Source organism: Neobacillus vireti (assembly GCF_001026695.1).
Lineage (GTDB): Bacteria > Bacillota > Bacilli > Bacillales > Cytobacillaceae > Neobacillus > Neobacillus vireti.
This window is the reverse complement of record NZ_LDNB01000017.1, coordinates 472111-494807: the sequence shown is the minus strand read 5'-3', so window position 1 is coordinate 494807 and position 22697 is coordinate 472111. Positions and strand designations below refer to the sequence as shown.

At 38.8% G+C, this 22697-nt stretch carries 24 protein-coding genes and 1 pseudogene; 15 read left to right on the top strand and 10 right to left on the bottom strand.

Annotated elements, in window-relative coordinates; all coding sequences use genetic code 11:
- Positions 1-49: 49 nt before the first annotated feature.
- Positions 50-457 carry a hypothetical protein gene (locus AA980_RS25955; protein ID WP_024027532.1) on the bottom strand — a complete coding sequence of 136 codons (408 nt, stop codon included), beginning with the start codon at positions 455-457 and terminating at the stop codon, positions 50-52.
- A gap of 391 nt (positions 458-848) precedes the next feature.
- Here AA980_RS25955 and AA980_RS22555 point away from each other — a divergent pair, with 391 nt between their 5' ends.
- From AA980_RS22555 to AA980_RS22550, 3 genes and pseudogenes are all read left to right on the top strand, one after another.
- Positions 849-1097, top strand: a complete 249-nt coding sequence (locus AA980_RS22555; RefSeq protein WP_024027533.1) for a hypothetical protein — start codon at positions 849-851, stop codon at positions 1095-1097.
- A gap of 229 nt (positions 1098-1326) precedes the next feature.
- Positions 1327-1449: pseudogene (locus AA980_RS26625) on the top strand (DNA alkylation repair protein); the annotation flags it as partial.
- A 78-nt stretch (positions 1450-1527) separates the two neighbouring features.
- Positions 1528-1974, top strand: a complete 447-nt coding sequence (locus AA980_RS22550) for a GNAT family N-acetyltransferase (RefSeq protein WP_024027534.1) — start codon at positions 1528-1530, stop codon at positions 1972-1974.
- Positions 1975-2100: 126 nt separating this feature from the next.
- Here the strand turns inward: AA980_RS22550 and AA980_RS22545 are convergent, their stop codons facing one another.
- A complete protein-coding gene (locus tag AA980_RS22545; protein ID WP_024027535.1) occupies positions 2101-2850 on the bottom strand; it encodes a cell wall hydrolase in 750 nt (249 codons plus the stop codon).
- Positions 2851-3120: 270 nt separating this feature from the next.
- A complete protein-coding gene (locus AA980_RS22540; RefSeq protein WP_156351170.1) occupies positions 3121-3450 on the bottom strand; it encodes a hypothetical protein in 330 nt (109 codons plus the stop codon).
- A gap of 230 nt (positions 3451-3680) precedes the next feature.
- Between AA980_RS22540 and AA980_RS22535 the strand changes: the two genes are divergently transcribed.
- Positions 3681-3929, top strand: coding sequence for a hypothetical protein (locus tag AA980_RS22535; protein WP_024027537.1), 249 nt, complete (start codon positions 3681-3683; stop codon positions 3927-3929).
- A 58-nt stretch (positions 3930-3987) separates the two neighbouring features.
- On the opposite strand, the gene nfsA is transcribed toward AA980_RS22535, so the two are convergent.
- Entirely contained in the window at positions 3988-4737 is a 750-nt protein-coding gene (nfsA, locus tag AA980_RS22530; protein ID WP_024027538.1) for an oxygen-insensitive NADPH nitroreductase, read from the bottom strand.
- A 179-nt stretch (positions 4738-4916) separates the two neighbouring features.
- On the opposite strand from nfsA, the gene AA980_RS22525 reads away from it, so the two are divergent.
- Both AA980_RS22525 and AA980_RS22520 read left to right on the top strand, forming a co-directional pair.
- Positions 4917-5693: a DeoR/GlpR family DNA-binding transcription regulator gene (locus AA980_RS22525; protein ID WP_024027539.1), complete on the top strand. Its 777-nt coding sequence runs from the start codon at positions 4917-4919 to the stop codon at positions 5691-5693.
- Between the two features lies 1 nt (position 5694).
- Positions 5695-6561 carry a Cof-type HAD-IIB family hydrolase gene (locus AA980_RS22520; RefSeq protein ID WP_024027540.1) on the top strand — a complete coding sequence of 289 codons (867 nt, stop codon included), beginning with the start codon at positions 5695-5697 and terminating at the stop codon, positions 6559-6561.
- Positions 6562-6734: 173 nt separating this feature from the next.
- Here the strand turns inward: AA980_RS22520 and AA980_RS22515 are convergent, their stop codons facing one another.
- On the bottom strand, positions 6735-9767 hold the full coding sequence (locus AA980_RS22515; protein ID WP_024027541.1) for an efflux RND transporter permease subunit: 3033 nt from the start codon (positions 9765-9767) through the stop codon (positions 6735-6737).
- A gap of 259 nt (positions 9768-10026) precedes the next feature.
- Between AA980_RS22515 and AA980_RS22510 the strand changes: the two genes are divergently transcribed.
- From AA980_RS22510 to AA980_RS22500, 3 genes are read left to right on the top strand one after another with little or no spacing between them, the layout of a single operon-like run.
- Positions 10027-10398: a GntR family transcriptional regulator gene (locus tag AA980_RS22510; protein ID WP_024027542.1), complete on the top strand. Its 372-nt coding sequence runs from the start codon at positions 10027-10029 to the stop codon at positions 10396-10398.
- A complete protein-coding gene (locus tag AA980_RS22505; protein WP_024027543.1) occupies positions 10395-11291 on the top strand; it encodes an ABC transporter ATP-binding protein in 897 nt (298 codons plus the stop codon). Before AA980_RS22510 ends, AA980_RS22505 begins: the two co-directional genes overlap by 4 nt.
- Complete coding sequence (locus tag AA980_RS22500) at positions 11288-11974, top strand: hypothetical protein (RefSeq protein WP_024027544.1); 687 nt, start codon at positions 11288-11290, stop codon at positions 11972-11974. Before AA980_RS22505 ends, AA980_RS22500 begins: the two co-directional genes overlap by 4 nt.
- Positions 11975-12326: 352 nt before the next feature.
- On the opposite strand, the gene AA980_RS26620 is transcribed toward AA980_RS22500, so the two are convergent.
- Positions 12327-12428, bottom strand: coding sequence for a YjcZ family sporulation protein (locus AA980_RS26620; RefSeq protein ID WP_082195798.1), 102 nt, complete (start codon positions 12426-12428; stop codon positions 12327-12329).
- Positions 12429-12918: 490 nt separating this feature from the next.
- Positions 12919-13884, bottom strand: a complete 966-nt coding sequence (locus AA980_RS22495; protein ID WP_024027545.1) for an LCP family protein — start codon at positions 13882-13884, stop codon at positions 12919-12921.
- 358 nt (positions 13885-14242) lie between these two features.
- On the opposite strand from AA980_RS22495, the gene AA980_RS22490 reads away from it, so the two are divergent.
- Positions 14243-14791 (top strand): GNAT family N-acetyltransferase, encoded by a 549-nt coding sequence (locus AA980_RS22490; RefSeq protein ID WP_024027546.1) that lies wholly within the window; start codon positions 14243-14245, stop codon positions 14789-14791.
- 84 nt (positions 14792-14875) lie between these two features.
- On the opposite strand, the gene AA980_RS22485 is transcribed toward AA980_RS22490, so the two are convergent.
- Positions 14876-16132 (bottom strand): MDR family MFS transporter, encoded by a 1257-nt coding sequence (locus tag AA980_RS22485; protein ID WP_024027547.1) that lies wholly within the window; start codon positions 16130-16132, stop codon positions 14876-14878.
- A gap of 99 nt (positions 16133-16231) precedes the next feature.
- On the opposite strand from AA980_RS22485, the gene AA980_RS22480 reads away from it, so the two are divergent.
- On the top strand, positions 16232-17878 hold the full coding sequence (locus AA980_RS22480; protein WP_024027548.1) for an ABC transporter substrate-binding protein: 1647 nt from the start codon (positions 16232-16234) through the stop codon (positions 17876-17878).
- Positions 17879-17916: 38 nt separating this feature from the next.
- On the opposite strand, the gene AA980_RS22475 is transcribed toward AA980_RS22480, so the two are convergent.
- A complete protein-coding gene (locus AA980_RS22475; protein ID WP_024027549.1) occupies positions 17917-19107 on the bottom strand; it encodes an MFS transporter in 1191 nt (396 codons plus the stop codon).
- Positions 19108-19187: 80 nt separating this feature from the next.
- Between AA980_RS22475 and yeiL the strand changes: the two genes are divergently transcribed.
- Positions 19188-19859: a transcriptional regulator YeiL gene (yeiL, locus tag AA980_RS22470; protein ID WP_024027550.1), complete on the top strand. Its 672-nt coding sequence runs from the start codon at positions 19188-19190 to the stop codon at positions 19857-19859.
- Between the two features lie 76 nt (positions 19860-19935).
- Here the strand turns inward: yeiL and AA980_RS22465 are convergent, their stop codons facing one another.
- Positions 19936-20502, bottom strand: coding sequence for an undecaprenyl-diphosphatase (locus AA980_RS22465; RefSeq protein ID WP_024027551.1), 567 nt, complete (start codon positions 20500-20502; stop codon positions 19936-19938).
- Positions 20503-20727: 225 nt separating this feature from the next.
- Between AA980_RS22465 and AA980_RS22460 the strand changes: the two genes are divergently transcribed.
- From AA980_RS22460 to AA980_RS22450, 3 genes are read left to right on the top strand one after another with little or no spacing between them, the layout of a single operon-like run.
- Positions 20728-21045, top strand: a complete 318-nt coding sequence (locus tag AA980_RS22460) for a PadR family transcriptional regulator (RefSeq protein WP_024027552.1) — start codon at positions 20728-20730, stop codon at positions 21043-21045.
- Positions 21045-21599, top strand: a complete 555-nt coding sequence (locus AA980_RS25950) for an HAAS signaling domain-containing protein (RefSeq protein ID WP_024027553.1) — start codon at positions 21045-21047, stop codon at positions 21597-21599. Before AA980_RS22460 ends, AA980_RS25950 begins: the two co-directional genes overlap by 1 nt.
- A gap of 1 nt (position 21600) precedes the next feature.
- Positions 21601-22437, top strand: a complete 837-nt coding sequence (locus AA980_RS22450) for a DUF4097 family beta strand repeat-containing protein (protein WP_024027554.1) — start codon at positions 21601-21603, stop codon at positions 22435-22437.
- Positions 22438-22697 lie beyond the last annotated feature (260 nt).

The window sequence follows — 22697 nt, the reverse complement described above, 5'->3', positions numbered from 1 at the left end:
GGCAAGTGTTAAAGATTCAAGCTGTCTTTTTGGCAGCTTTTCTAATTCATTAAAGTTGACGACCTTCGTTTGTTTTTCTTCCTGTTTCAGCGTCAAAAACAGCGGTCCACAATTTCCCTTCTGGAGAAACGGTGACAAATACATATACTTGCCTTTTCGGATGAACACCAACTCCGCCGACCCTGGATTTCCCATATTGATCAGCACGAGAAAGAACGCTATTAATGTCCTTAAAAAAGGTTTTTTCTCGAATATTCAGCTTCGCATTTTCAAATTCAGCATATTGCTTCTTATCAAGCGACTTATAAAACGAATCAGGTTCTTTGAAACTCGCAGCAGAGTTATCTGGGTACTTGCTCCAATACTCCTGATTTTGTGCTGCATTTACGAATTGAAAATTTAAAGTGAAAACAGTGGTTAGTATTCCTAAGAAAGCAAGTGAAATTATCCTCTTCAATTCAAAAACCTCCTTTTTTAGTTAGTTTTACAAATAGAGGAATAAATTATTACTCCTGGTGCGGTAGCTGCCGAGGATTTCTTTATTTTGGTTTTTGAAGTGTTGATGATTAAATAGAATTGGATTAGTTGGAACGCCGTATGCGGTGAAAGCCGCTCGTACTGGTGTGGACGGGGGGAAAAGGGAGAGATAATTTCAAACCCTTACCTATCTGTATTAAGAAGGGTTGTCATTGGCAGCTCTTTTTCTTTATACACTAAGGTGCAAATTTGGTTTTACAAAAAGGCTGTTTTCGCAAACTTTGTTGCTTTCAGAACAATAAATTTGTCTACCAATTATTTCAAAATCAGGTTATAATTCGTTTATAAAATATACAAATGGAGGGAATAAAATGAATAAGTATGGGCGGCTTTCAATAATAATGGTTGGTATCTGCATTGCAATATCATTTTTTGTTAATGAAAACAATAAACATCCAGGTATTTTCCTGTTTGTGTTCAGTATCCTATCAATAACAGGAATTATCTTTGCCATTTTATCGAAAAAATGGTCAAATATTATTATTGGTGCAGTCCTAAATAGTGCCACTTTGGTTTTTTTCTTCTTTTTGTTATTGTCAATGGGAATCGGAGAAGCATAAGTGATTTTAGGTTAACGACTCTCCTAGGGTCGTTTTTTTATGCCGTTCTTAACAATTTCACAGTTGTTTAAGTTGGATTTTGACAAGCGGAAATAAGCATTTGTTCAACTCGATTCTCAAACATCATTTTCATAAGCAACAATCTATTCGAAAACAGCCTACAAAAAAAATAATTTATAGGTAAAATAAATTGTGCGAAAGTTTGTCCACTATTACAGTCCCGAAGGCAATAGGAACAGTAGAAGTGAAACGGGACATGAAAAAAAGTAGTTTCCTAAATGCGAACGAAAGTATTCAAAAAGAAGTCGAAAAAGGAAGGCTTGGTTTTAAACGCAAGTATGTAAGATGTTAAAATGAACCACGCCATCACGAAACGATCTAATTTTCCTCGATAAAGTGTATAATTTGATCTAATAGGGAGGGAATTCAAATGGAAGTATATCAAGCGATGATTGAAGATTTAGAAGGAGTATCAAATTTATTTAATTTGTACCGTGTGTTTTACCAACAAACATCGGATTTAGCGGGTGCTAAGGCTTATATAAAGGAGCGTTTAGAAAACAAGGATTCTGTAATCTTCGTTGTTAAAATCAACCAAGAGTATCTAGGTTTTACTCAACTTTATCCTACATTTTCGTCAATATCGATGAAACGAGCATGGATTTTGAACGACTTGTATGTAGATGCACAAGTCAGAAAACAAGGAATAGGAGAAATGCTTTTACAAAAGGCAAAAGATTACGCTATTGAAACAGGTGCTAAAGGTATTAGTCTAAGTACAGCACCAGATAATTATTCTGCTCAAAGGCTATATGAAAAAAATGGATACATACGAGATTCACAATTTTATCAATATGAAATAAGTTTAACTAAATAACGTAGCAAGTGAAAGAGAACGCAGCGATTTGTAAGAGATAGCACAAAGGCACAACCAGCTCAATATCCGCTAGTTGTGCCTTATTTTGCGCAAAACTTCCCTATTAAATCCGTCTTTTTGGCACTTCTATTTCGCAAACACATGATTCCCAATTGTCTCAACTGTTTGACGAGAACGAATCCAATTATCGGTTGCAATTTTTGGATTATAGAAAAAAATGGAATCATGTAAAGTATCTTCTCTTTTTAGAGCTTCTTCTACTGCTTGAGTTGATTCTTCTGATGCGGGTTTAGTAATTTCACCATTTTGAACAGGTGAAAAGGCATAAGCATCACCGACTACTTCATTAATCACTCCTGTCACTGTATCAGGAAACTGAGGGGATTCCACTCGATTTAGCACAACTGTTGCTACGGCTAATTTTCCTTCATAGGGTTCGCCTTTTGCCTCCGCTTCAACTAATCTGGCAAATAAGTCTTTTTCTTTATCTGAAATAGAAATTGCAGGTGTTGCAATCTCCTCCACTGGAACTTCCACTTTTGGTTCAACTGGTTGAACCGCTTCTTCTTCTGCTGCTGTCACATTATTAGTATTCTCAGCTTCAGGTTTTGACGGGTCTACTATTATTTCAACTGCTTTTGCAGCCACATGTATCACAGGTTTTGCTAAGTGGATGGAAAAGCTCCGCGGTTGTAAGATTTCTCCAATAGAACTTACGTTATCCCTAATTGCAAAACTATTTTGTATGTCATGTAGCGGAAGGCTGTGTTTATTTTGAAGGAAAGGTTCGGTGATTGCCTTCGCAGAATTAACGTGCACTCCTAAGGTAATTGCAGCCACACAGGCTACAATAAATGAGTTCATAGAATTCTTCATGCTGTGTGCTACCTCCTGTTAAATTCTCATGATATTACCCTAACATGGCAAGTAACTGATATACAGAACGATAGCATTACAATTCTTTATGTTTTGATGAACAATATTTCAAAAAAGGTTGATTTATGACGATTATCCTACGAAAATGTCATAAACTAGGAAATAAAACGAAGTGGAGGGATAAATTACCCAATAGGGGAACAAAGGAGACGGTTCAACTTTTCTGGGAAAGTAGACAAAATGGGCAGAGAAAAGAAAGAGGTAAGCACCTTAAAAGTGCCTACCTTTTAAAAGCTCATCCATAGAAATGATCCTATGTATTAACTCTTCATTCGAATCTAATACTCCAATAACAATTTGATTAGCTTCTGTTATGGTCGCATATCTGAAATGTTCATCTCCATTAACGAGGAAACCTGGTTCTAGTTTTGCCTCCATCTTAGCAAAGACGCTTTCTGTGTACTCGAGGGGTAGAAAATCATCTAATCCTTCTGCTGGTTGTCCAACCCATCTAAACAAGAAATCTTTGATTGAAAATTGCTCAACCATTGATAATTTTTTCTTGAATTTTAGCTTATCCACTGATACTGTTTCCATCATGATCACTCCTTAAGTAAGTAAAGTTTATACTTTCAGGTTCTCAACATCAACTGCAGCACAGTAACAGATTGCTAACATTTTTATTACGAGCCAGTTGCCGTAATTAATTTTCTTCCTGCTAAAAGTTAAGAGTTGATTCAAGCTGTTGGAACTACCAGTTGGGATTTTTCAAGAACAATGGACTAGGTTTCGTACATAAGCTATTGTATCAATTACCGAGGGTGATCAATATGAGAAACATGAGGGAAATACAAATTCAACCAACAATCGGTCAAGCATGGACCGGTAAACATGTTGTCTTGCTTCACTGTACAAACAATAATCAGTTAATTACTCTTTATAAAAGTTTCCACGCACCGATTGAGCCGCCAAGGCCCAATTGCGCAGAAACTTTATCGCAATTACTCAGTATCGGTTACCGCATTATTGCTATTACACCGATCTCAACAAATCATATTCAATACTTTTTAGTCCTTTGATTTTGCAATCAGTCGACAAAACAAACAAGCAGTACCAATAAGTATCTTGCAATTAATTTTATCGTAAATCTAGTTTATTTTTTTGAATAAAGTCCTTCATATACATGCGATTCTGCTTTTCAAGCATGGCAGCCATCTGTTCTGTCCAGCGATCTTTTCTAACTCCATCTGTTCTTTCTAGATAATAGTTTTCGATTACTTCATTATAATCATCGAGCTGTTGTAAATATTCTTCTTTGTCTTGCTCATATCCATCTTCATGATAAACATGTTCAAAAGGCAGTCTTGGTTTTTGACCGGTTATTTTGGATGGATATCCAATGGCTAGCCCAAACAATGGGATGACTCGGTCTGGAATATGTAATATTTTTTTAACTTCCTCTAGATTGTTGCGAATACCACCAATAAAACAAATTCCTAACCCGAGTGATTCAGCTGCAATGGCTGCATTTTGGGCTGCAAGAGCGGTATCAATTAACGACACCATAAATTTTTCGGTGCTTTCAAGTGAAGATTCTACGTTTTTCTCTTCCTTCTCCCCGATCACGGAATGGCGATAAAGGTCAGCACAAAAAACCAAAAAGTGGCCGTTCTTTTCCATATACTCCTGATTGCCGGCAAGGTCGGCTAATTTCTTCTTTTTAACAGGATCTTTAACTCCAATAATGGAGTATGCCTGGATAAAGCTTGATGTAGCAGCCGCCTGTGCACAGGAAACAATCGTCTTTATTTGCTCCTCTGTCAAAGGCTTGTCCTCAAAATGGCGGATCGAACGGTGGTTAAGGATTGTTTCGATTACATCATTCATGTCGTTTTCCTCGCTTTACATCATACTTGTGACATGAGTGATTCTATCAATATGAGCAGCCTTATTCAAGAAATGTACATATTCGAAAAAATAATTACTTACAAATACTTATAAATGCTTGTAAACTTACTTAAATTACGTATAATTACTTATAAATGCTTATAAAGAAGGTGAATTCCTTGTATCAAGAAGAAAGATTAGGATTAATTATGGATTTCCTAAAAAACCATAATAGGATTTCTGTTGAACAAATCTGCACCCTTTTTGATGTATCCAGAGATACTGCGAGAAGAGATCTTGTCCGGCTGGAAGAAGAAAAATCTATTGTCCGAACACGAGGAGGAGCTATCCTTCCATCCGTTCATGATGAAGTAAAAAACTATACCAATCGCTTAAATACCGTAACGGAAGAAAAAAAGATTATTGGGAATAAGGCTGCATCATTAATTTTTCCAGGTGATAGAGTGATCTTGGATGCCTCGACAACCGTTCAAGCATGTGCAGAACAAATGGAAAATATCGATTGTACAATTATTACCAATTCGATTAATCAGGCTGAAGTATTATCCTCCAAGCCGGAAATCAACATCCAGCTCTTAGGAGGCACACTTCAAAAAGAGCACCGTTTTCTTTACGGCTCCACTGTGTTAGAAAAACTATCGAAATACCATGTAGATAAAGTGTTTATTGGCGTGGTAGGAATATCGGAAAATGGCTTAACGATCGCTCATGAGGAGGATGGCCTCGTCAAACGAAAAATGATTCAGCAAGCAAAGCAAGTGATCGTATTAGCTGATCATACAAAATTAGGACGCACAGGTTTTTTCTGTTTTGCTGATTTACAGGATATTGATCTTCTGATTACAGACAACACTCCTCCAAAAGAGTTTAGAGAGCTGTTGCGTAAAAATAATGTCGAACTTTTAACGGCTAACTTTGAAGAGGGAGATGAATAAGATGGTAAAATTAATTGCTGTCGATTTGGATGGTACGTTATTAAATGAAGAAAACCAAATTAGTAAGAAAAATTTGGAGGCGATTAAATTCGCCCAAGCTAATGGGATTGAAGTCGTTATTGCTACTGGGCGGGCCCATTTTGATGTCCAAAACATTTTTAAAGAAACTAAATTAAAAACCTGGATTATTGGGGCTAATGGAGCGACCATTCATCAGCCAAACGGCGAACTTTTCCATTCTGTTTCGATTAATCGACAGGATGCATTCCAAATCTTGAACTGGCTAGAGCAAGAAGAATACTATTATGAAATTTTCAGTAATGATTCTATATTGTCTCGACAAAACGGTCGGGAACTTTTAACCATCGAAATGGACAGAGTCAAAAGCGCAAACCCAGAAGTAAGTATAGAACAGCTCATAGAAGCTGCTGAGAAGCAATATAGCCAAACCGGATTTTCCTATATAGTTTCTTATAAAGATCTGATTGTCACTGACGTTGATGTTTATAATATCCTTGCCTTTTCATTTGATGAAGAAAAACTTCAAAAAGGGAAGGCACAATTTAAGGATATGAAAGATGTTACAATGGTCACGTCTGCTAAGCATAACTTTGAATTCGAACACAAAAAGGCATCAAAAGGAATTGCCTTAGAGATGCTGGCTAAAAAGCTTGGGATGAACTTAGCCGATACGGCTGCGGTTGGTGACAGCTATAATGATTTATCCATGCTCCGAATGGCCGGAAGAAGTGCTGCCATGGGAAATGCAGCAGAGGAAATCAAGAATTCCTGTCAGGAAGTAACACTGACGAATATCGATGACGGAGTGGCTCATTTTATTTACTCTTTACTACAGGGTCCTTTGTAATTCCTTTCTAAAAAACATAAAGAACAGGAGCTATCCGACGAAAAGGAAAGCTCCTGTTTTTTATTCAATTATTATCAAAAATAATTTTTAAATCGAGGTTCAAAAATCAAGAACACTGTTCGTGGGAATCGCTATCAACTGATTACACAAACTGACTCTTTCGTATTTGTCAATTATTGCCCTAATGTTCCTGTTACTTGGCTAGCTTGTTGTCTTTGTTTTTTTGCTTTTCGGAAATGGAATAATTCATAAAATGTTGGGATTACAATCAGCGTCAAAAGGGTGGATATGATGAGTCCGAAAATGACAACCACAGCGAGTCCCTTTGAAACCAGATTTAAACTCATCGCCGATTCATGTGAAACTAGAAGCGGTACCATGGCAAAGACAGTGGCGAGTGCTGTCATAAGAATCGGACGCAGTCGTACGAATCCTGCCTCCATAATCGCTTCCCGAATGGTCATTGTTTCTTCATTGTGACGGATTCGGTCAACCAGCACAATGGCATTGGTTACCACAATCCCAACGAGCATCAGCATTCCGATACCAGAAGAAATATTGATGCTTGAGTTGGTAATCACGAGTCCTAATAGTGAACCGATCGCTGCAAGTGGCAATGTAATCAAGATCGCGATGCTTGCCCGGAACGACTTTAATGTCACGAGCAAAATCATAAACACGATTCCAATTGATAACATAGACAGTTTAGCGAGTTCCGCTAATTGATCAGAAGACTCCATGGAAGAACCTGTAAGCTCTGCACTTGTTCCTTTGGAAAATGTTTCATCTTTGTTCCAAGTTAGGAGCTCCTGCTGAATTTTTCCGGTAACGTCTACCATTTTGTCCGGATTCACTTGCGCCGTTACCTGTAGATAATGATGGCCGTCTTTTGTAAAGATGGTCCCCAGCTCATTGCTTTCTTCAATCTTCGCAATACTTGATAAAACAACTGGCCCATCTGGCGTCATCAGCTGCAGATTTTTTACATCGTTCACCGTTTGAATCTCTTTTAATGCTCCCAATTGGACTGCGGTGGTCCGTCCATCAATCTTAATGTTTCCTATCACAGCAGGCTTTATCATCGCATAAATAGATTGGGCGACTTCCTGTGCATTTGATAATTTGGAATCCACCTGAATGCTAATGGTTGGTTTAGTATTTTGATCGTTGCTTTCTACTTTTTCAACACCATCTATGCTGCTTATATCTTTCTTAACCATATCAGCTGCTTTTTTGATGTCATCGTCGTTCTTTCCGATGACATCAATGGAAACAGTCGTCGTATTGGATCCGAGCAAACCTGCTGTCTCAGCCGTCAGCTCCGCATTTGGAAACTGATCTTTTGTTTTTCGGATGTCTTTTACAAATTTGGCAGAATCGGTTCCTTCTTTAGTAAAAATCATAAATCGAACGACGTTGGCTTCTTGTAGATTGCCATATTGTGCAGCATCCTCATTGACACCAGCCACTGTAATATGGGTTTTTACCCCTTCTTTTTCTGAAAGAATGTCCTCCATTTTCGCAACCCCATCTTTTATTTCGCTAAATGGAGTTCCGTTATCATAGCGAAGACCGATTGCGATGTAGGCCGAATCTTGCTGATCGACAGAACCTTTTGGCATGGTCAAAAATAAGCCGACGGAACCGACTACAACGAGAATCGCTACCGTAATTGGAAGCCATTTATGATTAAGCGACCATTTCAACAAAGATGGGTAGAAGGATTTCGCCTTGTGTTCCTTCATCTTTACCTTTTTCATCATACGGGCGCTGAGTGCTGGGACAACTGTCAGTGAAACAAGCAGAGAAGATAGCAATGAACAAGTGATCGTAATCGCAAACGGAGCAACGATATCTCTTAATCCTCCCGAAACAATCAGCATTGGCAGGAATACGGCTACTGTTGTCAGAGTGGATGAGGTGATCGCTGATCCGACTTCTTTAACTGATTCGATAAGAAAGGCAGGGGTTAATTCATTATTTTGCTTTCTTCGGTAAATATTCTCCACTACGACAATACTGTCATCCACTAGCCGTCCGACAGATACTGCAATTCCTCCAAGCGTGAGGATATTTAAGGTAACGCCAAAGAAGGAGAGTAGAATCATCGTCATGCATAAGGACAATGGTATGCTGATAATCGTAATCAGGGTCATTCGGAAACTGCGAAGGAACAACCAGATTATAAGGGTGGCAAATAATGCACCGGTCAATACTTCTCTTGTCATCGAATTGATGGAATCAAGAACGGTATCTCCTAAATTCATCACGACCGTCGCTTGAAGGGTTCCCTTGTAATCCTTATTGATTTTATTTACTGCATCTTCCACCTGTTTTCCAAGCGTTACGGCATTGGAGGTGGAATCCTTCTGAATGACAACGTCGATAAAGCTCTTTCCATTCAAATGGATGATGCTTTCGGTATCTTCTTGCATGGTAATACCAGCAACATCCTGTAGTTTTGTCTTATTGTTTAACTGGATGTTTTTAAGTTCATCAAGGGTTTCTAATTTTCCGGTTACGATAATGCTTGTTGCTTCGTTGTTCATCGTTTGTTCGCCTACGGCAACGGAAGCCGTTTTTCCTTGAAGGAGCGTATATAGCTTTTCAAGCGGGAAACTTGCTGCCGCTAATTTAGCAGGATCAACTTTAATCATCACTTGTTGATTTCTTCCACCATTGGTGATAACATTGCCGACACCTTTTAGGTCCTTGAACATCGGCATAATCTCGTTCTCTACGATATTTAGTTCATTATTGCCAATTTCCTTATCGAAGGTCAGACCTAATTCCACAATCGGAATTTCAGATGTGTTGAGGTTGATAACATACGGCTTCATGACCCCATTGGGGAGATGGACCATTGAAATTCTTTCTTGAATTTGCTGTTTTGCTTCTTTTACATCAATTTTTGTTTCAAATGTGACGGTCAACTGGCTAAAGTTATTTCCTGTTTGTGCAACGACACTTTGTTTTCCTCTGACGCCATTTAACGCCTTTTCAATTGGCTGTGTTACTTGTTCATCCATACTTACGGCATCCATACCGTTTCCAACTGTTGAAATGGTTATGTATGGCTGGTCGGCAGATGGCATCAGTTCCATTGGAATCGTCGTGTAACTAAAAATACCAAAAATCATCGAGGCAATTACAGCGAAAACCAATGCCGCTTTGTTCCGCAATGCCCATTTGGTAAACCAAGTCATAAAAGAACCCCCTAGTCCTAAAGTCATAAAAACAGGTAAATCATACCATCATTAGGTTTAATTTTCCAGATAAATTTCTAAATTTTACAAAAAAATAATTTACACTAAACAAATACAAGAAAATTATAGATTGAAAAGATACAGATGATGACTCAAATTTTTATCGGAACGATTTTTTGGGCGAATAGCCGTTGACGTAACGGTTCTTTTGTTATATGGTTAATTACATAAGTAACTAACCGATGTGGTGGTGTGTATTATGGTTTTCAAGATGGATGACAGCCGTCCGATTTTTTTGCAAATTGCCGAGCATATCGAAGACGATATTATCGAAGGCCGGTTGCAGGAGGAATCGCAAGTGCCGTCAACGACTCAATTTGCATCGTTTTTTCAAATCAATCCGGCAACGGCAGCTAAAGGTGTTAATTTGCTGGTGGACGAGAACATTTTGTATAAAAAGCGGGGGATCGGCATGTTTGTATCGACAGGCGCTAAAGCAAGGCTGATGGAGAAGCGAAAGGAGAGTTTCTACGAACAGTATGTCGTGGCGATGATTCGCGAAGCGGAAAAGCTTGGCATTTCGAAAGACCAATTGACGGATATGATCCGGAGGGGAGAAGGAACGAAATGAAAAACATTGTTGAAGTCAAAGGGCTGACCAAAACCTATGGCGGCGTCAATGCGGTGGACGATGTCAGCTTTACGATGGAATCGGGCAAAATTTACGGATTGCTGGGCCGAAACGGCGCAGGCAAAACAACGATCATGCACATGCTGACGGCGCAGATGTTCCCGACAAGCGGGAAAGTGCATGTGTTTGGAGAGACTCCATATGAGAACAATCGCGTATTGAGCCAGGTTTGTTTTATTAAAGAAAGCCAGAAGTATCCCGACCATTTTCGTGTGAGTGACGTGCTGGAGCTGTGTCATGTTATTTTTCCTAATTGGGACCAGCAATTTGCTGATCAATTGGTGAATGATTTCCGTCTGCCACTGAAACGGGGGATAAAGAAGCTGTCGCGAGGTATGCTCTCGTCCCTCGGCGTCATCATTGGTTTGGCGAGTCGCGCACCGTTGACGATGTTCGACGAGCCTTATCTGGGGCTGGACGCTGTAGCACGGGAGTTGTTCTATGATCGGCTCATTGAGGATTACGCGGAGCACCCTCGGACAATCGTTTTGTCCACGCATTTAATCGACGAAGTGAGCCGGATTTTGGAGCATATAATCGTCATCGATAGCGGCAAGCTTATTCTAAATAAAGATGCGGATACCATTCGCGGGCAAGCCTATAGCGCCATTGGCCAGGCGGAGAAAGTAGAATCCTTCATTTCCGGGCAGGAGACGATCGACCGTAAACCATTCGGTGGCCTATTGTCGGCGACGGTGCTTGGCAGTCTGGATCCCGAAAGGCGAAAGCAGGCCGAATTACTAGGGCTGGAGCTTACACCGGTATCACTTCAACAGTTGATTGTTCATTTGACCAAACAAAAATCTGATCTCAGGGCGGTGGACTTCCGATGAATCGAATTGCAACCGTAATGAAAATTCATGCCAAGGATAAACTTATGTGGTTGATCCTTCCATGGTGTTTGGGATTACTCCCAGCTTTTTTAGTAAACTTTTTGATTGGAGGGATAGTCCAGCCGGAAGAAGGATTATATACAGGCGGTTTGGCTTCCATCTTCGTTTGGATGATGGTTGTCGGCATAGTTACGCTGACGAAAAGCTTCCCGTTTGCACTAGGGCTGAGCATCCGGAGAACAGACTTTTTTCTCGGGACTCTCATGATGATTATCGTCGTTTGTTTGGGTAGTTCCGTCGTACTTTTGGCGCTTTCGTTCTTGGAAGGTGATTGGGCCTGGGGAGTCGGATTGCATTTTTTCAAGCTGCCTTATTTGAGTGATGGTTCCTTGGCAGAACAGTGGTGGACCTTGTTTGCGACAGCGTTTCATATGAGCTTCCTTGGATTCGGCATTGTCGCCGTTTACAGGCGTTTCGGGAGGATGGGGCTGTTCATCATGTTTCCAGTTATTTTTGTTGGGGGGTCCGTGCTTGCACTCTTGTGCACGTATTTCGGCTGGTGGGCGGACATTTTCAATTGGCTAAGCGGTCATTCCGCCGCCCTATTAGCCTCCTGGTTGTTTGTTGGCGCTGTCATCTATGCCCTGTTGTCATTTTTCATGATTCGCAAAGCAACTGTTTAGTTGGTAACATTCCGTAAGGCCGTCCAATTATTTGTGGGCGGCCTTAGCTGAATTGAGTCATAACACGTCAAACATTTTTCATTTGAAACGCTTTTACTGAATTTTTACAGATCATCCGTTGTGGGGATGAAAAGAATTCATTATTATGAAACGTTGTATGTCCTTATTTCATCTTAAATTAGTGATAGGGGGTATATTTAAAAGACAATAATTATATTAATTAATTGATCGAAAGGAGTAAAAAATGAAAAGAGTTGTAACAGCTTGTTTTATTCCATGTCTATTCGCGCTTCTAGTTGGCTGTACTAGTAATTAAGATATTTTGAATTTTAGTGTCGTCTATTTTCAATTCTTAAAATACAAGAGTAGTACCAACAATGATAAGCAGAACGAACAATACAACGATTAATACAAAAGTGCCGCCGCCGCCATAGCCACCACCATAACCATACATATCTTTTCACCACCTATTGGAAGTTAGAGAAAAAACACTCTTCTCTCTCTATATATTTCAAAAGTCAAAGATTGACTAGACAAGCATTATTATGAAAGGAAAGTTTCCGTGAATTGATAAAAAAACTTTCTAAAAATAATAAGAAGCAGCTGCATGAAATGCAGATGCTTCTTTAAAGGTAATTAAATGTGATCTGGATTGGAGGAAATAATAGCATATGTACTTAAGCTAAAAAGGATTGGACAAGTATTGATTTTAAAAAAAGAAGTTTCCCTTGTTTTAATAAAGATCATATGTCTTTACAAAGAAAATGATGAGTAAGTAAAGAAGCGTATCTTATAAAAGATACACTTCTCCGGAGGTGTGGAAAATTGTGCCGTGGTAAGGAGGTGGCGTTGGAGAGAAATTCCTCATCTCTCATTCATAAAATTAAGAAATACCATGGCTTTTTATAAAACAACAAACTCTAGCGTTATTTTTATTAACTTAATTATTCTGTTTGTTCTTCATTTTGAGCCATACCTTTTTCTCCTATAAAATTATTTAGCGCGTCTATATTTTGATCGAAGTCCACTTCTAATATGTCACCATGCACTTCATCCCGTTTATTTTGAAAACTGTCATTTTCAGGGATGCGGAGGGTTTCTATCTCTCTACTTTTCTTCGTTAACATGTCTTTTCCTATCGTCAAAAGAGTGGAACTATCTATATTTGTATCGATGTATTTATTTATAAGACCTAATAGCTTAGGGAGTTTTACAATACTATGTAGACTTATTGCTTCATCTGTTAATTTTGAAATTACTTCTTGCTGTCTTTGAATTCGTCCAAAGTCACTTAACCGATCATGGCGAAAACGGACATAACCTAACAACTCTTTACCATGCAGCTGTTGTTTTCCTTTTTCTAACGTCATGTCTATACCATAAGACATCTCATAAGGTATATTTACTTCAATGCCTTTTGGCACGAGCAGATCGACTGCTTTTTCAAATCCTTTAAAATCTACCATCGCATAATTGTGAATTTCGAGTCCGAAATTTTCTTTTATCGTTTCCCTTAGTAATTCAGGACCTCCAAACGCGTAGGCTGCATTTAATTTTTGCTGTCCATGTTCTGGTACAGAGACCAACATATCACGCATAAGAGAGATCAGTTTTATTTTATGGGTTTCTGGATCATAATGTGCAACCATGATTGTATCAGTTCGAGCTTGTTTTTCTCCCCGTGAGTCACTTCCTAACAAGAGAATATTGATTGCATCTAGTTTATTTTTCTCTCCATGGAATATCTGTTTTCCTTCCACTTTTTTTAGAGGTTGGTTGGCAGTTTTTATCGTACCTTCTATGTATTGAAAAATATGAAATAAACCGACAATTATAATACCTATTAGAAGAAAGGCCCCAAACAATCGCCCCCATCTTACTCTTCTTCTATTTCTTTTCAAACGTGTCAAATTTAGCACCACCTAGGCTGAATATTCATTAACTTTGATATAATATTTAAAGATAATCTATTAGATTATTCATTTCTGATAAAGTAAAAAGGGGTTCAATCATTTAACAATCCCTTGAAGTAGTGATTATCCCACAATTAGGTTTCATCTTCTTTAACATCTGGTTACATATTTCTGAATTTCTGATTACAATGTCATTTTTTGCTGTCATATGTCTATTTTCCTCTCAATATAAGAGAACTTGTCTCGGTATCAACGTCACTTTTATATACAATATATATTTTTAAAGAAAATGAAAAGACTTTTGTCTAAGATTAGTACAAAATGGTAGAAATTATTGGTTAGGAGTGTGGAAATTATGAATATAAGTTTATTTCATTCATTAGAAAGTGAAAATATCTGCTTTAAACCACTAAGTACAAATGATGCTCAAGAGATTCATAATTATGCAGCAGATGAGGAAGTCTCACGTTTTATTGGCTGGAGTTTAATGAACACATTGAATGAAACGAGTGAATACATTGAAACGATGGTAAAACGGGAGTTAGCAGGTACTCATTTATACGCTTCCATAGTTCTAAAATCAACGCAAGAAATTATTGGGACAGCGATGATTTTCAATTTTGACAAAGAAGCAAACCAAGCAGAAATTGGATATGTTTTTCATCGAGACCATTGGGGAAAAGGTTATGGAACAGAATGTGTAGCTTTAATGAGTGATTACGCATTTGAAACACTTCAACTACACAAACTCCATGCTAGTGTAGTTGATGCAAATAAGGGATCTGCCCGGATCTTAGAAAAGAATGGGTATGTGTTAGAGGGACAATTAAGAGTCCACTATTTTATAGATGAAAAATATTATATCGCTTTACTTTACGGAAAAATTCAACCCAAGAAAGATTAATTCATAAAGCGAAAATATGGATTTCATTAAAATTAAAAGCTATTGAAAAGCGCATTCCTGCTACGAATGCGCTTTCTCGCTCCATTAACCCTGGGTTAATTGGTTTATTTCCTCTTTTCGTTTTGCTGTTTGAAAGATAAATAGTCCACTATAAAGCATAAATGTGCCGATCATTAATATGATGCCAATATAGACACTCATCATGGTTGGTACCAAATATGCCCCAAGTAAAATGGTAGATTTCGCAAGTAAATCTGCACCGCTAAAGCTAAGACCTGAAAAGGCAGAATAGGAACCTCGTTTATCCTCTGGCATCATGTTGGCTTTTTCGGCATTAGCAATCGGGGAGTATATCAGTTCTCCAATGGTAGCAATCAGATTGAATACAATTAACACATACCAGATATTCGCGGATGTAATCGTTATATATCCAACTCCATATAGGAGAAGCCCGGTTAACAACACCTTCTTTTTGTCAAAACGATCGGTAAACTTCGTAATCATAAAGGCGAGTAATACAACGAGAAGCATATTTTGAATGTTTAAGATACTCAACATCCTCACACCTGCGATTTCAAAGTGGCCAATGAAAACGGAGTGAAACTCTTTAGCCAATCGGACACCGATATAACTATTGAGTGAAAATTCCGCGGCATAAATACACATCCCGCCAATGACAGCCATGACAAATGGTTTGTCCTGAAAGGCGAGTTTATAATTAGCAACTATATCAATCAAGACGTTTTGATGTTTTTTCTTCAAAGTTTTAACATACGAATCCTGCAGCCAAATTCCATAAACAATCGGTAAACCCACTGATACCATTGTTAGAACTAAGAATAAAGTAAGTTGATGATGCAAGTAAAACAGTCCGCCAAGCGCAGTCCCGATTGCCATCGATAAATTATTGAGCCAATAGTCCAGCGAATAAATCGCTTTCCGATTTTCGGACGTGGTGGAATCGATAATAATTGCCTGCATCGCTGGTCGTCCTAAACTGCTGGATATCATAAATACCATATAGGCAAACGCGAATAGCTTGATCCATTTTTGATCAGGGAATAAACTGAATGTCATGAAACCGAACATCAACGAACTGGTTGCTGAGGTGATCACCAATATTGTCTTCCGGCGGAAGAGGTCAGACAGGTAGCCTCCAATTAGTGTACAAATAAAGCTGATAAAAACGTTAATCCCTAAGAATAGCCCTGCCCAAACAGCACCTTTGTGTTCGGCAAAAAAGAGGGCCATAAACGGCATAACCGCACTGGAAATTGCTTTATTGAAAAATGATGTAAAAAGGCGAACCCTTAAGTTTTGTGGATAGTCTCTCCATTTCATATTGCCAGCTCCTTCCTATATTTGTATAGTAAAGGAGACGGGGAATAATAAAAATGACCTTTTTTTCTAAAAATGTCCACTTTTAGGGGAGCAAGCTGAATGGATCGATATTTATTAACACTAAGAAACCAGGTAGAATCGGGGAATATTAAAGTAGGAGATATTGCTGAGTGCTTATACCTCAGTACGAAACAAACACGAAGGAAGCTTCACCAATGGCAGGAGGATGGATGGCTCATTTTTCATTCCGGGCGTGGAAGGGGCCATACATCGTCACTGGAATGGCTGCGGGATGTAGAACACGAATATGAACGGCAATTTTTACAATTGCTTGAAAAGGGAGCGATTGAGGAGGTAAGCAGGTTACTATTGCTAGATTGGTCTGTGGAAACCAAACAGCGATTAATGACCGCCTTCCAAACAAATTTCGGTTTTCATCAGGAAGAGCAGGACAGACTGATCATTCCACGCTTTGATCCTTTTTTAACCTTTCATCCACTAAAAGCTGCGGATACACACAGTGCGAATATCATTGCCAATCTATATAACCGTGTGGTCACGTTAAACGCTGACAATACGGTTACATCAGAGCTTGCACATTCATGGGAATATAGTGCTAATTCTTTGCTTCTATACCTACGGAAAGACGTTGCGTTTCACGACGGTTCGATCATGAAAGCGGAAGATGTCGTCGAATCTTTCTGGCGCATGAAGCGGGATGAACCCTATTGTATGTTATGGGAACCGATTACCTCGATTACAACTCCTGCACCACTTGTAGTCGAACTGAAGTTTCCAGGAGGATGCACCTATGTTCTTCAGCTCTTAAGCCTGTTATCTGCAAGTATATTTAAAAAAGTGAATGGTAATTTGGTAGGAACAGGTGGATTTTATCTGGCAGAAGAGACAGAAGGAAAAACAGTCCTTGCCGCTTTTAAACAATATTTTGGGCATCGCCCGCTGCTCGATCGTGTCGAGTTTATTCAGGTCCCGAGGGAATTTGAAGTGGTTTATTATGGGGCTCATGAATCCGAACAGGTGGAAACATTTAAGGTGGAAAGTGATTCTGGTTTTGGAATTGTCGTTATGAATCCCTATCGTGGATCTGATCTGGAACGCAAGGAAGTCCGTGATTATATACATATGGTCATCGCCAACCATCGTCATGAGCTTTCAGATGTCAATTCTAGAATTATGGGGAACGATGAAGGGTGTTTAATCGGTATGTCCCAATCGTATAAAATGCCGGCTATTCCAAAACCAGTGATGACCAAACCGATAAGGATACAATTTGTAAACTATACAAGTGATACGTCTCATTGGTTAAAAGCCAAGCTCGAACAAGCTGGAATTGAGGTTGAAATGGTGAAAATCTCCTTCCGGGAGGCAGTTTATGATACCAGTATCCGTCTAGATGCCGACTTGTTTATTCATGGCGAAATTTTCGAACTAAACCAAACCTTTTATTATTATTTCTTTTTGATCAATAGTTTCTCTCCTCTACAACTATTAATAAAGCAAGATAAACAACTGAACCGATTCATTAAGGCATATGATTCGATATCCTTTGAATACTGGAATGATCACCATTTGATAATTGAACAGTACTTACAGAACGAGTCGCTTTGTGTCCCATTGTATTATGTAAAACGGCGAATCCCTTTTTCGATTAATCTAATGAACATTGAAATCAAACATTTTGGGTATGTCGACCTAACAAAGCTTTGGACTAAGCCAAATATCTAAATAGAGAGCCACGGAAGGCTCTCTTAGTTTTAAAAAGGTTAGTTTAGTGCACAGGAAACGACCCCGTGGTCTTCAGGCGCCTTTGCAGCCAATTTCCGATAGAAAATCGCAAGCAGCATTGATGGGATGCTGCAAATGATCATCCCGATAAAGGCGTATCTTGGCTCAATTTCATATAAATATCCGCCGAAGAATGTGAACACCGCTGTGCTCCAACTTAGTGCCAGTGCTGAATACATCCCTTGGGCATTCGGAATTTGTTCTTGTGGAATATGCTTGGTTAAATACTTCATAAAGGCAAAATGTCCCATCGCAAATGAGCAGGCATGCAAGGTTTGTGCGATACAAAAAACTATAATATTTGGAAACAAAAATATGAGGATCCATCTTACTGTTGAGCCAAATGCCGCAAGTGTTAGTAAGGAACCCACTGAAAATTTACGTAATTTCTGATCTGCGATTAAAAAGAAAATGATTTCTGCAACCACAGCAATATTGAGAATCACTCCAATTAAATATTTGGGTGCATGGATTTCTTGTAAAAAAATATAGCCATAGCTGTAATAGGATGCGTGTGCCGCTTGCAGTAAAATCACAATAACGAGAACAAGGCCAAAGTGTTTGAGCCGAAATAATTGCAGCATGCCGCCTTTTTTCATTTTTGTGGCTTGTGGTTTTTCCATTAAAATAACAGGGGCAGGCAAGACACAAAGAGCCATAAATACCAATATGCCAAGTAACAACGCCCATAAGATAACTTTATCCCCAAACGCTCCAGTAAAGACCGTCAACATCATCCCGGATACGACAAAGCCAATGGATCCCCACGAACGGCTCTTCCCGTAATCTTTTAATTGCTGTTTTTGCACAAGGACGCCTGCTGCGCTATCCAATGCCGGCATCAAGCTCGGGTAAAAGAAATGCAACAGTAAGGTGACAACTACTAAGCTTATATAAGAATTCGCTGGAATACTGCAAAGAAGGGAAATGAACGTACCCAGTGCCATCCCATTTAGTAAGGTTCTACTGCTAAATTTCCCAGATAAATAAGGAAATACAAATAAAGTAGAAAGACCGCGGACAACTAGTCCTAAACTCATAATCAAACTAGCTTGTGAAACCGTCATGCCTTTTGTATGGATCATCCACCCAGTCCAATAGGGTAGAAAAACACCCCAGGTAATAAAAAAACTAAAAAATTGTCTGTTCATCCATCGCTGTGATTTCATTCTATACCCCTCCAATGTTTGCATCATATCATGGAGAAACGTACAATAATATGAGATATCTCATATTTTGGAGGAGATTAATGGAAATTTATAAAAATGAGAAAAGGCAGCGCTATTTGGAGGAATATTCGATTGGGTATTTGTTTACTTTTCCGATTGAAGAGTTTCTAGAAGTGCATGAATATAAACGTGATGAATGGATTATTCAAGAGGGCACGCGTTCGGATTTCTTATTTTATGTCATTGAAGGAAAGGCGAAAATTTATGTGACACATCAAAATGGAAAGGTTTCCTTAATTAATTTTATCAACAAGGACGACTTTTTCGGAGAAATGGAATTATTAAATCCGATTTATTATACGAAAGGGGTTCAAGCATCTACCAAAACCGTTTGTTTTGCGATTCCTTTTCATCGCTGCCGCGCCAAAATGCTTGAAGATGCAACCTTTCTCCGTGAACTTGCGAAGTTCTTAAGTGTGAAATCCACACAAATGGCGGCAAAATATACGCAAAGTCTCTCCTTCCCGCTAGAAAATCGGCTTGCCGATTTTATTTTGCAAACGGCAGATGGAGAAGTCTATAAGGAGAAACACGTCACCGTTTGTGATTCTTTAGGCGTCTCCTACCGCCATTTATTATATGTGTTTGCGCAATTTTGCGATAAAGGATATTTGCAAAAGGAAGGACGTCACTATCGCATCCTACAGCCAAACGAACTAAATGGACTTGCCAGGGTATTGATGAATGAATGACCCGGTTATTCAGGGGGTTATTACTGAAATTATGAAGGGATGATCAAAGTAAAGCTAGATCATCCCTACATTCATATTATAATTCTCGATAAGAAGAACGAAATTGGGTAAACGAACGGAAGATGCGAGTAACAAAAGGCTTCCAATACTGCTCAGTAAGTTTTACGACAAAGGCTGTTCCATTTCCAAGGATGGCGCTCCCGATGATATCAGATGGATAGTGCTGTCCCATCCAGATCCGCGAAAAGCCTACTAGGATTGATAGCAGCCACAAGCTCCAGCCGGCTATTCGGTGAAATACCATCACAGATGCGGCCAAGGTAAAGGCAAGGGCAGTATGTTTACTTGGAAACGATGAATCTTTTTTTGATGGGACCGGCGGCAATAAATGAACGCTATGCTTCAAGAACGGCCTCGGTTTATAAAAGAATAGCTTAATCATCGTACAGAGCAAATACGTCACACTGACAGAAACTCCAGTATATAGTGTCATTTTTTTATAAGAATCGTGGCGAAACCAGAGAACGATTACCACGAGGATATAGATAAATCGAGATCTTTTTGAAATGGTGACCATAAGGAAATCTACAATCCGATTATGCCCCGCCAATTGATTAATCACCTTAAACATACGATAGTTCATAAAAGTCTCCCCTTATTTTAAGTTAAAAGATCAATGGTATTATTTCCGTCCGATATACAAATATGTATGGCATTATAACAATAAAAAAACTACAACTAAATAAATTATAGTACCTTGCATTAGTTAGTAGTAGATGATATAGTATTCCTGTGATGGTATATTTTTCATATTTTACTACTATATATTATTCAGTAGTAATCATTACTTTGTAGGCAGGTGATTCACATGAATGTTCAATTTAAGAAGGGTGCACTGGAATTATGTGTCTTAGTCTTTACATTGAAAAAGGACCGGTATGGATATGAGTTGGTTCACAGCATCTCTGATAAAATCCAAATCGCTGAAGGAACCGTCTATCCTTTATTACGAAGATTAACTAAAGAAGGCTATTTCGCTACTTATTTAGCGGAATCCAATGAGGGTCCGCCAAGAAAATACTATCAATTGACGAAAGCCGGACGAGAATATCTTGAACAGTTGGTACAAGAATGGCAGCAATTTTCTGCCAGTGTGAATGAGATTATTGAGGAGGGGATGGACTGATGACCAAGCAGCAATTTTTAAACGAACTTAACCGTCTATTGGTACAGGTTCCTGAAGGGGAACGAAAGGATATTCTTAGTGATTATGAAGCACATATTGATTCGGCTATCGAAAATGGGAAAACCGAGGAGGAGGCTGTTGCGGATTTAGGCTCCCCAAAAACGATCGCAGATGAATTAGATGTCTTTGTAGCTACTGACAAACTTAGTGGTTCAAAAAAGGAAACCACTACAAATGTTGGACCTAACATTTTTGCATTTTTGGGGATGCTCTTGTTTAATCTAATTTTCATCATAGGGCCCGTTGTAGGGGTCACAGGTGCTTTTATTGGTCTGTATGCTGCTGCATTCGCTTGTCTTATTACTCCCGTTGCATTTATCATTAATTTATTTACGCACGATACACCAATACTACTTGCGTTCTTCTTAATCCTTGCCACTTTTTCATTTGGGTATCTATTTTTACTAGTGACAAATTTTCTTGCAAAGTGGTTTTTAAAGTTAATCCACTGGTACTGGAAACTCAATGTAAAAATCGTGAAAGGGAGTTATTAATTTGAAGAAATATTCTATTGTTGCAGCTATTTTAGGCTTGTTTATTGGGATAATCGGGGTTGTAGTTTATGGATATACTCATGACAATTTTTCAACTGTCACTATAGATGAAACAAAAACGATCAACGCAAAAGACATTAATAAAATCGAATTGGAATCTCGGCTATCCAGTGTGCATTTTTATCCAACAAAATCCGATGTCATTACCGTTCATCTCTACGGCGGAACATCGGAAAAGAATATCGTGCTTTCAGTAAGTACGAGCGGAGAAACAGCTAAAATTGATATAGGACCAAAAAATGATTCTCTATTTCATTTTTCTCCTTTTGAATTCATGGGCAAACAACTTCAAGCCGATGTTGAGGTACCGCAAAAAATGTACAGTGAACTGAAAGCTCATTCACAAGCAGGCAGTATTACCATCGAACAAATATCAGCCAACCACTTTGATTTGGACTCTTCCGCTGGTAGCATTAAGGCAAATGACTTAAAAGGTGATGTAACTGCTCATTCTTCTGCAGGTAGTATGAAGTTAGCCAATATTGAAGGAAAGTTGGATTTAACTGATAGTGCAGGTTCAATTGATGTCCAGTTAAAGGCGATTACTCATGACATTTTCGCAAGCAGCAGTGCCGGTTCCGTTCGGATTGTAACCGAACAGCAACCAGAATCTCTGCAAATGAACCTCCAGACATCGGCTGGTCATGTTGATGTAAATCTGGCAAACGTTTCGTACAATACAAAGGACCGTGACCGTGTCATCGCCTCTATTGGTTCAGGTGGTCCACAGCTGAAGCTACAATCAAGTGCCGGTTCCGTATCAATCAATAAAGAATAGAAATTAATCCTATTCACTAACCTTTCCAAATAAACAATAAAAAGTATAGAAAAAGCAATGCCATCGGCCCAAATTGCGGCAGGTGGCATTGTTTTTTAGATTAGTGAAACCAATTTCAGAATGGTGCCTGACACTTTTTTAAAACAATTTCTATTTTAGTTGAGTCCATAGGAATGGTGCTTATGGCATAGATGACACTGATTCCACTGTAATTGTACATTTTTACATATTTATTCCGCATAATATAAAATAAAAGAATT

Coding starts and splice junctions, on each gene's coding strand:
- AA980_RS22555 (WP_024027533.1), top strand. CDS start 849: ATGAATAAGTATGGGCGGCTTTCAATAATAATGGTTGGTATCTGCATT.
- AA980_RS22550 (WP_024027534.1), top strand. CDS start 1,528: ATGGAAGTATATCAAGCGATGATTGAAGATTTAGAAGGAGTATCAAAT.
- AA980_RS22545 (WP_024027535.1), bottom strand. CDS start 2,850: ATGAAGAATTCTATGAACTCATTTATTGTAGCCTGTGTGGCTGCAATT.
- AA980_RS22540 (WP_156351170.1), bottom strand. CDS start 3,450: ATGATGGAAACAGTATCAGTGGATAAGCTAAAATTCAAGAAAAAATTA.
- AA980_RS22535 (WP_024027537.1), top strand. CDS start 3,681: ATGAGAAACATGAGGGAAATACAAATTCAACCAACAATCGGTCAAGCA.
- nfsA (WP_024027538.1), bottom strand. CDS start 4,737: ATGAATGATGTAATCGAAACAATCCTTAACCACCGTTCGATCCGCCAT.
- AA980_RS22520 (WP_024027540.1), top strand. CDS start 5,695: ATGGTAAAATTAATTGCTGTCGATTTGGATGGTACGTTATTAAATGAA.
- AA980_RS22515 (WP_024027541.1), bottom strand. CDS start 9,767: ATGACTTGGTTTACCAAATGGGCATTGCGGAACAAAGCGGCATTGGTT.
- AA980_RS22510 (WP_024027542.1), top strand. CDS start 10,027: ATGGTTTTCAAGATGGATGACAGCCGTCCGATTTTTTTGCAAATTGCC.
- AA980_RS22505 (WP_024027543.1), top strand. CDS start 10,395: ATGAAAAACATTGTTGAAGTCAAAGGGCTGACCAAAACCTATGGCGGC.
- AA980_RS22500 (WP_024027544.1), top strand. CDS start 11,288: ATGAATCGAATTGCAACCGTAATGAAAATTCATGCCAAGGATAAACTT.
- AA980_RS26620 (WP_082195798.1), bottom strand. CDS start 12,428: ATGTATGGTTATGGTGGTGGCTATGGCGGCGGCGGCACTTTTGTATTA.
- AA980_RS22490 (WP_024027546.1), top strand. CDS start 14,243: ATGAATATAAGTTTATTTCATTCATTAGAAAGTGAAAATATCTGCTTT.
- AA980_RS22485 (WP_024027547.1), bottom strand. CDS start 16,132: ATGAAATGGAGAGACTATCCACAAAACTTAAGGGTTCGCCTTTTTACA.
- AA980_RS22480 (WP_024027548.1), top strand. CDS start 16,232: ATGGATCGATATTTATTAACACTAAGAAACCAGGTAGAATCGGGGAAT.
- AA980_RS22475 (WP_024027549.1), bottom strand. CDS start 19,107: ATGAAATCACAGCGATGGATGAACAGACAATTTTTTAGTTTTTTTATT.
- yeiL (WP_024027550.1), top strand. CDS start 19,188: ATGGAAATTTATAAAAATGAGAAAAGGCAGCGCTATTTGGAGGAATAT.
- AA980_RS22465 (WP_024027551.1), bottom strand. CDS start 20,502: ATGAACTATCGTATGTTTAAGGTGATTAATCAATTGGCGGGGCATAAT.
- AA980_RS22460 (WP_024027552.1), top strand. CDS start 20,728: ATGAATGTTCAATTTAAGAAGGGTGCACTGGAATTATGTGTCTTAGTC.
- AA980_RS25950 (WP_024027553.1), top strand. CDS start 21,045: ATGACCAAGCAGCAATTTTTAAACGAACTTAACCGTCTATTGGTACAG.